The following is an 8,080-nucleotide window of genomic DNA, read 5'->3' as shown; positions in this document are numbered from 1 at the left end:
TGTGCTGTGGATGGTTTACTTATTTCTCTAATTGTCCGATACCTATGACTAGATGACCCATATTTATAAATGCACTATTTTGTCATTCTGTCAATGCGTAAGTCCTAGTAGTTACGGAATTGCTGCTTGAAAATCGGTAGTCAACTACAGTGTTCAGCCTTTAGCATCCTAGTATGTAGGTTATTTTAAAGGAAGAGTGCCTAAAGTGCAGCCAGCAACTAACAATCTCAAAAAACAAGAGCTACTCTAAGGGGTTGAAAACAAGATGAATGTGGAAAAAAATCAAAATAAAGACCGTCTTTTGATCTCTTATCTCTTGTGTGCAGGTGGATTATTAGGCTTGGGAGGGTTGCATCGGTTATACAATGGCAAGATAGGAACTGGTGTATTGTGGTTGTGTACTGGTGGTTTGTTGTACATAGGGCAGATAGTGGATCTATTCCTCATCCCTGGTATGACTGAAGAGTATGAACAGAAGCTCAGACTCAAAGCAGGTTTATCGCCTTCGGGTGTGCCACTAAATCAAACAGTGGTCAACTCCCAAGTTTACCAACCAACTGGCAACCAACTGATGGTTAAACTGCTGGAAGCGGCAGAAAGCAAGGGGGGTAATTTAACTGTGACTCAAGGGGTGAAAGCAACGGGAGCCAGTTTTGCGGAAGTGGAAAAGGTTCTCAAAGAAATGCTGCAATCAGGTTATGTCAGAATAGATAACGACCCCATTACTGGAGCCGTTACCTACCATTTCCACGAATTGTAAAGTCAGTAGGCATTTGTCCAAAACCAATGACTAATGACTAATGACCAATAATTAATTTCTCCCCAGCCACTTTTGACCGTTTAAGCGATAGACTAACCGAGATACCAGCAAATCAAGGGTAATTTTGCGCTCATCGATTAAGAATGACTCAAGGGTACTAGGTTTTTTACCTTCGTTACAGGAAAAGCCTTTTTTACCTTGAATATCTGCATCGGGGAAATAGACGTTAAATTGGCGCTGTCCGTTTTGCCAACTACCGATAATTTGCCAGCATTCTTCTGCAAAGTTAAACCCAGTGATGGGATATTTCTGCTTGGCAAAAGTTAGCTGTACATCTGGTACTCCTTCCGCAACAATTGCCTTTTGCAAAGCTGGTAAGTATTCCTGCTGCATAAACTCTTCAAAAGGCTTGTCTTCAACTGCTGGAGGTTTTTCCTTTTTGGGAGCTTTAGCAGCTGCGTCAGGTTTTTCTTTCGCAGGTGCAGCCGCATTGGGATTAACTTTTGGGTTTGCTGTTTTGGGATCTGGTGTGTTAGCTGTAGGAAGGCTTGTAGCTACTGGTTCGTTACGACTAGGAACGGTTTCTCCAGCAGCACTGGGAGCCACTTCTCCCGCCTGATTTTGATTGGTTTCTTCTGCCATTGCTCAGGTCAATCCTTATATCTAGCTTTTGGAGCGAGTTGCTCACCTTGGGGTAGTCAGTTACCTTCATTTTGACATACCAGCGCCTAGCCAGAATCAGTTCGCTAATTTTAAGATATCTCAACCACCAGCAACGGCTGGAACAATACTGACTTCATCCCCATCTTTCAGCACGGTTTCTGTGCCTTCCAAAAAGCGGATGTCCTCGCTATTGACGTACAAATTCAAAAACCGTCTGGGTTTTCCGGCTTCGTCGCACAAACGTGATTTGATTCCAGGACAGTTTTCTTCTAAGGAATCAAATAACTCAGAAATATTGCTACCACTGCATTCTAAGGTAGCTTGGTTATTCGTAAATTTTTGCAGTGCTGTGGGAACTAAAACTTTTACAGCCATCTTTAGTTATATATCAATTCTCGGTGGTCGGTTGTCAGTGGTCAATGCTCAATGGTCACTTGCTAATGATTAATGACCATTGACTCATGACTAAACAAGCACTTGTTGCCATTCTAAGCGATCAAGTGTGCGGGATCTTTCTAGCGCCCGTTCAAAACTATCTAGTTTGGCATCAATGGTCAAAGGTTCGCCAACGTAGCCTTGGATTGCTTCTTGGGTTTTCAAACCATTACCTGTGATGTAAACCACTGTAGTTTCATCTGGATCAATTTTGCCAGCTTCTACCAATTTTTTCAGGACTGCAACGGTTGTACCGCCAGCTGTTTCGGTGAAGATACCTTCAGTTTCTGCCAGTAACTTCATACCTTCGATAATTTCTGCATCATTGACTGATTCAATGTTACCGCCAGTTTTCTGGGCTATTTCTACAGCATAAACACCATCTGCTGGATTACCAATAGCGATTGATTTAGCTATTGTGTTTGGTTTCACTGGCTGGATAAAGTCACGTCCTTCTTTGAAGGCTTTGGCAATGGGGGAACAGCCTTCAGCTTGAGCGCCGCTGAAACGAACGTTTTTGCCTTCTACCAAACCGACTTCTACGAATTCGTTGAAACCTTTATAGATTTTGGTGAACAAGGAACCAGATGCTAGGGGAGCAACGATATGATCTGGTAGTTCCCAACCTAGTTGTTCTGCTACTTCAAAGCCTAATGTCTTGGAACCTTCGGAGTAGTAAGGGCGTAAATTAATATTGACAAAACCCCATCCGTGTGTATTGGCAACTTCTGAGCAGAGACGATTAACTTGATCGTAGTTGCCTTTTACAGCCATGAGGGTGGGACTGTAAATTAAGCTGCCCAATATTTTACCGGCTTCTAAGTCTGCGGGGATGAATACGCAGCAGTCTAAACCTGCATGGGCTGCGATCGCAGCGGTAGAATTTGCTAAGTTACCTGTACTAGCGCAAGAAACTGTCGTAAAACCTAATTCTCTAGCTCTGCTCAGTGCAACTGACACCACCCGATCTTTGAAGCTCAGGGTGGGCATATTGACGGCATCATTTTTAATATAAAGTTTATTTAAACCCAGGCGACGGGCAAGACGGTGCGATCGCACTAGGGGAGTCATCCCCGTTCCTACATCGATAACATTATCAGTAGCGACAGGTAAAAATTGACGGTAGCGCCAAATTGAATTTGGCCCTGCTTGGATTTTTTCTCGGCTGACGGACTGGCGTAAAGCATTGTAGTCATATTTGACTTCCAATGGACCGAAGCATAACTCACAAACATGACTAGCTTTGAGTTCATATTCTGCTCCACATTCCTTACACTTCAAGGCTTGCAGTATGGAAGTGTTTGCTTGGTTTAGGTTTGCAATCGCCTGAGTCATAAACTAGCTTTCCCCGTATGTCCGTCAACTTTGGATTACTCTAACACGCCCTAAAATACACGTCAAACATACCCGACAAAAATAGTCGGATATAGGTGACAGGGAACAGGTGACAGGTGACAGTAAGAAGGGAATAGGGAATAAATTTTTCTCCCCATCTCCCTTACCCTCCACTTACGGGTGGAATTAGGACGACTTCATCACTATCTTCTAATAGGGTGTCTGGTTCAACAAAGATGAGATTAATGCCAAAGCGGGTAACCTCACGCCATTGGGTTAGTTCTGGGTGTTCGGTGATCAAGCGATCGCATACCGCTTTGACTGGTGTACCATGAGGCAATTCCAGCACTAGTTCACTCACGCCATAAGCCTCTTGATAGGCAGCGAACAATTTAACGGTTATGGTAATTGCAGATTTCGACATACAATTTTTATACACCCTGAATTTATTTCATTAATTTATAAGAAGTTAAATGCAAGCTGAATTCAACTTTTTTCAGCACTGGTATCCCCTCTCACCAGTTGAAGACCTTGATCCACAGCGGTCAGTTCCCGTAACTTTGTTGGGAATCCGTTTAGTGATTTGGAAGCCTAAGTCATCTGAGGATTACTGAGTATTCTTATATCAATGTCCTCACCGTCTTGCTCCCTTAAGTGAGGAAAAATAAACAAAATTTCTGTGTAGTTTCTCTTTTATTTTGTGGACTATGTCCATGCGGAAAAATAAAACTTTCAATAACCTGATTTTAGCAGCTTTACATATTCAATCAGTGAACAGTTAACAACTATCAGAGATATGGTGGACTTACAGCCAATCATGAAACTGATAACTGATAACTGTTAGAATTTTTGACCCAAGCGCTGGAAATCCCGCTGTACTTCAATCAAAAGAGTTTTATTGTGGGGATCTGTCTTTAAAGCTTTTTTGAGATAAATTCTGGCTTTAGGCAGTTGTTTTTCAGCAATTAGCGCCCTTCCCCAGATTTGATAAGCGATCGCTTGCCATTGGCGTACTTCTATATCTTCTGGTAATCTAGCAGCTAAAGCTTCCACGAGAGCGATCGCTTGAGGAAAACGTCTTTCTTGCAAAAACCGCTGCAACTGTTCATAAGTCTTCCACTTTAACCGTTGTTCTATATCTTCTAGGGTCGGTGGGTGAGGCATTACAGTAGTTGCCGTTGCTGAACTTTGGGCTTTTACCTCCGTGTAACTACTTACAGAATTTGATGAACTAGATGAACTATTTGATTTTAGGGCTATTTCCTCAGATGGTACTACCGTTTGTAGGAATCGATAAGCCTCGGTCAAAGCAATAAATTTATCTTTAGCTTTTTCATCATTGGGATTCATATCGGGATGATATTGCTGCACGAGTCGGCGGTAAGATGACTTAATTTCAGCAAAAGAGGCTCCCGATCTTAAGCCCAATAAACGGTAACAATCTCCCAAATCCATGTTGCTTTGCTCCAATTCAAAATTTAAAATTAAAAATTCAAAATGAAGAATTTCTACTTTTGAATTTTCAACTTCAAATTTTGAATTTATTTTGCCCTATTTACATCCTTTCTTCAATCACACGGTCAATTAAGCCGTATTCTTTAGCTTCTTGAGCAGACATAAAAAAGTCACGATCCATGTCTTTTTCAATTTTGGCTAAAGCTTGACCAGTATTATTAGCATAAATCTGATTGAGTTGGTGACGAATCCGCAGAATCTCCCTGGCTTCAATTTCGATATCAGAGGCTTGGCCACGAGTACCACCGGAAGGTTGGTGAATCATAATCCGGGAGTGAGGTAGAGCCATCCGCTTACCCTTAGTCCCAGCGGCTAACAGGAAAGACCCCATTGAAGCCGCTAACCCAACGCAAATGGTGACAACATCAGATTTGATGTGTTGCATGGTATCATAAATCGCCAATCCAGACGTAACCATGCCACCAGGGGAATTGATGTACAAGTAAATATCCTTACCTGGATCATCTGAATCCAAATACAGCATGACCGCAATAATTTGGTTAGCGATTTCGTCATCAACATCCCGTCCCAGAAAAATAATTCTTTCCCGGTAGAGGCGGTCATAAATGCTAATCCAATCTGTATACTGTCCTCCGGGCATCCGGTAAGGAACTTTGGGAACGCCTATAGGCATTTTCGGTACTCCTTTTGTAATTAGTTATTCAGTCAAGGGAATAGGGAATTGGAAATAGCGGAGGAAAAGAAAAATGAACTTTTACCTCTTGCCTTCTTTCTGTCACCTGTCACCTGTCACCTGTCACCTTCTTTAAAGCACACTTGCAGGGAGTGGGGGATTAGCGAGTTCTTCTTTTTCAAAAACTCGGTCAATCAAACCGTATTCCTTGGCTTGGTAGGGTGTCATGTAGAGAAGGCGATCCATGTCTTTGCTAATTTTTTCTGATGCCTGTTTAGTGGTGAAAGACAGAATATCAACCATTGCTGCTTTGTTGACCAGAACTTCCTTAGCCCGAATTTGAATATCGGTGGCTTGTCCTTGAGCGTAGCTCTTGGGCTGATGTAAGATAATGCTGGAATTAGGTAAACTAGCACGGCAACCTGGTGTACCAGCACTTAGAAGCATTGCCGCCATACCCATCGCCGAACCGATACAAATGGTGTGGATGGGAGGCTTGATGTATTTCATGGTGTCATAGATAGCGAAGGCTTCGGTTTCAAAACCGATAGGTTCGCCACTGTAACCAGAAGTTCCTGTGGAGTTGATGTAGATTTTAATTGGCTTTTCGGGATCGTCGGATTGTAAATAAAGCAATTCGGCGACGATCAATTCCGTAACAGAAGGAACCAGTGGCATTCCTAGATAGACAATTCGCTCCTTCAAAAGAAGGGAAGGTAAATCTGGTGGAGGTGTCCGATAGAAATTATCGCCGTAATAAGGGGATTGAACAGCCTTGATGGGGGAAATGTCCATAGCAACTGATCGCCTGAAACTATGCCGTTAATGTACTACATCCTAACGCGATGCTTGGGTGATTTAGGGTGTGGATTTCTCACTTATGGTCAAGAAAGCTAGGTTGCTAGGATATTTTTAATCAATATTAAACTATGTTTTCGGCAAATGAGGCGTGGGTAATGGGTTTTTGAAGCTAAATTTATACTTTACTTTAGCAAGTCAGTTTATTCTGCTTCACCAGTTAAAATAAAAGCAGCCCAATCTTTTGGCTCTGGATACGTGCAAATTCTGAATTTCTTTAGCAGTCAGAAAACCGTTATTTCTGGGTGAGGGAGTAAGTGCGATCGCTCCTGGCATTTTTTTCACCTGTGATATCACTTGTATAATGCCTAAATATTAAATTTAGGTAAGCGTCAGCTTAATCAGCTGATGGGAGAACTATACTGATCCAATCTCAGTATTGACTACAGATACATTGTATTTAATATTTACAATTTCATGATAAGATAATCAGTAAAAATATGGCTGTTCTCTCAATCACCCGTCTAAAGCTGAGATCCTATAGCTATTTGATGACATTTTTAGTGCAGAATGAACAAGTTTTAAAGCAAATTAGACAAAGTGAAGGGTTTATTAAAGGTAAAGAAATGGCAACCGTAGACTTATCCATGTGGACAAGTACATTGTGGGCATCTGAAAAGTTACTGAAAGCATTTTATCTGAGTGGATCACATCGGCAAGTCATGCCAAAATTGAATGTATGGACATCAGAAGCAGTCAGTGGACATCGGGAGAGCAATACTCTTGAATTACCCTCTTGGTACGAAGTGCGTGATGAATTAGACAGCATTGGGCATTTCATTAAACTTAGTCATCCTTCTCTAAATCATCAACAACAAATTATTCCTGTTCCGCGTGTTGCTTTTATAAGATCAATCAACCCAATTTAAGATTGTAATTCTTTTAATCAGGAGCTAATACTATTGCCTATGTTGGATGTAACATCCGAATCAAATTTTAATATAAAGTCAGTGCAGGAAATACTTGCTAGTTTTACCAATACAAAGCCTAAGTCTTCAGGTGGATCTAATAGCAGTATTCTCGTCTTTGAATATCAAGATCCTCCAGGTGAATGCCTTAATCATACTACAGTTGTCCCTTTTTTTGAGTGTATTACCTCTAATTCTTATTACAAACGAATAGCAGAAGATAACACTATATCTGAGCGTGCGTTCGGAAATGAAATTTCGTTTTTCACCTCTGGTATTAATTATAAAATGGAGTGGAATGAACCTCTAAGTTATACACTTTTAGGGATAAATCCGTCATTTTTTGCCCGTGAGTTAAGTCATAATTCAATTGAACTATTTTCGATTCTGTCTGACAAACTTTCTGATGATGATCTCATAAAAAGTCTGATTTGTGCAGTTACGAAAGTTGCTCTGAATCCAAAGCTTGTAAATGATCCAATATTATATATTAATACACATGCGAACTCTCTTGTTGTCCATTTGTTATCATACTTTGGAACCAAGAGAGAAAATACCAATAATTTTTCAAAAAATAGTTTAAAAAAAATCAATAATTGGCTTGATTACAAAATAGAAATGGATGAAACAATCGAATATGATGAAATTCTTGAAATATTAGGCATGGATCGTATGTCTGAATTTATTTGTCTATTTGAAAATTCTACAGGAATTAAATTTTATCAGTATTGTATCGAAAAAAGAAAACAGATTTATCGAGACAAATATGCTTCTGTTTATAAACAGTTATCTCGTTCAAGAATGCTTAAGATTTTGGAAATTATTAGTGAAAGAGTTCAATCTGATCAGCATAAGCTTAATGATTAGACATCTCCGGAAATAGCTAAAGTGTTACTGCCACTGCTTTTAAAAGTGAGATGCCCCAATGCAAAGGTAGCTGGCTGGTACGCTAAAATAAGCGTTAGAGATGCC

General features: G+C 40.6%; 10 protein-coding genes and 1 pseudogene. 4 read left to right on the top strand and 7 right to left on the bottom strand.

From position 1 onward, the window contains the following. The first annotated feature begins 265 nt into the window (after positions 1-265). Positions 266-760: a TM2 domain-containing protein gene (locus tag H6G68_RS26170; RefSeq protein ID WP_190909260.1), complete on the top strand. Its 495-nt coding sequence runs from the start codon at positions 266-268 to the stop codon at positions 758-760. Between the two features lie 51 nt (positions 761-811). Here H6G68_RS26170 and H6G68_RS26165 read toward each other — a convergent pair whose 3' ends face one another. From H6G68_RS26165 to H6G68_RS26150, 4 genes are all read right to left on the bottom strand, one after another. After that, positions 812-1,402 (bottom strand): DUF2996 domain-containing protein, encoded by a 591-nt coding sequence (locus tag H6G68_RS26165; RefSeq protein ID WP_190909259.1) that lies wholly within the window; start codon positions 1,400-1,402, stop codon positions 812-814. Positions 1,403-1,522: 120 nt separating this feature from the next. Next, positions 1,523-1,798: a MoaD/ThiS family protein gene (locus H6G68_RS26160; protein WP_190909258.1), complete on the bottom strand. Its 276-nt coding sequence runs from the start codon at positions 1,796-1,798 to the stop codon at positions 1,523-1,525. A gap of 90 nt (positions 1,799-1,888) precedes the next feature. After that, positions 1,889-3,193 carry a threonine synthase gene (thrC, locus tag H6G68_RS26155; RefSeq protein WP_127055081.1) on the bottom strand — a complete coding sequence of 435 codons (1,305 nt, stop codon included), beginning with the start codon at positions 3,191-3,193 and terminating at the stop codon, positions 1,889-1,891. Between the two features lie 163 nt (positions 3,194-3,356). Next, positions 3,357-3,617: a MoaD/ThiS family protein gene (locus H6G68_RS26150; RefSeq protein ID WP_190909257.1), complete on the bottom strand. Its 261-nt coding sequence runs from the start codon at positions 3,615-3,617 to the stop codon at positions 3,357-3,359. A gap of 49 nt (positions 3,618-3,666) precedes the next feature. Between H6G68_RS26150 and H6G68_RS27470 the strand changes: the two are divergent. Beyond that, positions 3,667-3,804 (top strand): annotated as a pseudogene (locus H6G68_RS27470) (Rieske 2Fe-2S domain-containing protein); the annotation flags it as partial. Between the two features lie 229 nt (positions 3,805-4,033). Here H6G68_RS27470 and H6G68_RS26145 read toward each other — a convergent pair. The 3 genes from H6G68_RS26145 to H6G68_RS26135 form a co-directional block, all read right to left on the bottom strand. After that, positions 4,034-4,648 (bottom strand): J domain-containing protein, encoded by a 615-nt coding sequence (locus tag H6G68_RS26145; protein WP_190909256.1) that lies wholly within the window; start codon positions 4,646-4,648, stop codon positions 4,034-4,036. Between the two features lie 100 nt (positions 4,649-4,748). Continuing rightward, a complete protein-coding gene (locus tag H6G68_RS26140) occupies positions 4,749-5,342 on the bottom strand; it encodes an ATP-dependent Clp protease proteolytic subunit (RefSeq protein WP_190909255.1) in 594 nt (197 codons plus the stop codon). Between the two features lie 132 nt (positions 5,343-5,474). Then, positions 5,475-6,137, bottom strand: coding sequence for an ATP-dependent Clp protease proteolytic subunit (locus H6G68_RS26135; protein WP_190909254.1), 663 nt, complete (start codon positions 6,135-6,137; stop codon positions 5,475-5,477). Positions 6,138-6,640: 503 nt separating this feature from the next. Between H6G68_RS26135 and H6G68_RS26130 the strand changes: the two genes are divergently transcribed. Next, entirely contained in the window at positions 6,641-7,069 is a 429-nt protein-coding gene (locus tag H6G68_RS26130) for a hypothetical protein (RefSeq protein ID WP_190909253.1), read from the top strand. 39 nt (positions 7,070-7,108) lie between these two features. Beyond that, positions 7,109-7,975: a hypothetical protein gene (locus H6G68_RS26125; RefSeq protein ID WP_190909252.1), complete on the top strand. Its 867-nt coding sequence runs from the start codon at positions 7,109-7,111 to the stop codon at positions 7,973-7,975. The last annotated feature ends 105 nt before the right edge of the window (positions 7,976-8,080 follow it).

It is taken from the genome of Anabaena catenula FACHB-362 (assembly GCF_014698735.1).
In the GTDB taxonomy this organism is placed as follows: Bacteria; Cyanobacteriota; Cyanobacteriia; order Cyanobacteriales; family Nostocaceae; genus Anabaena; species Anabaena variabilis_A.
The sequence above is the reverse complement of the archived record's forward strand: the minus strand, read 5'-3'. Positions and strand labels throughout refer to the sequence as shown.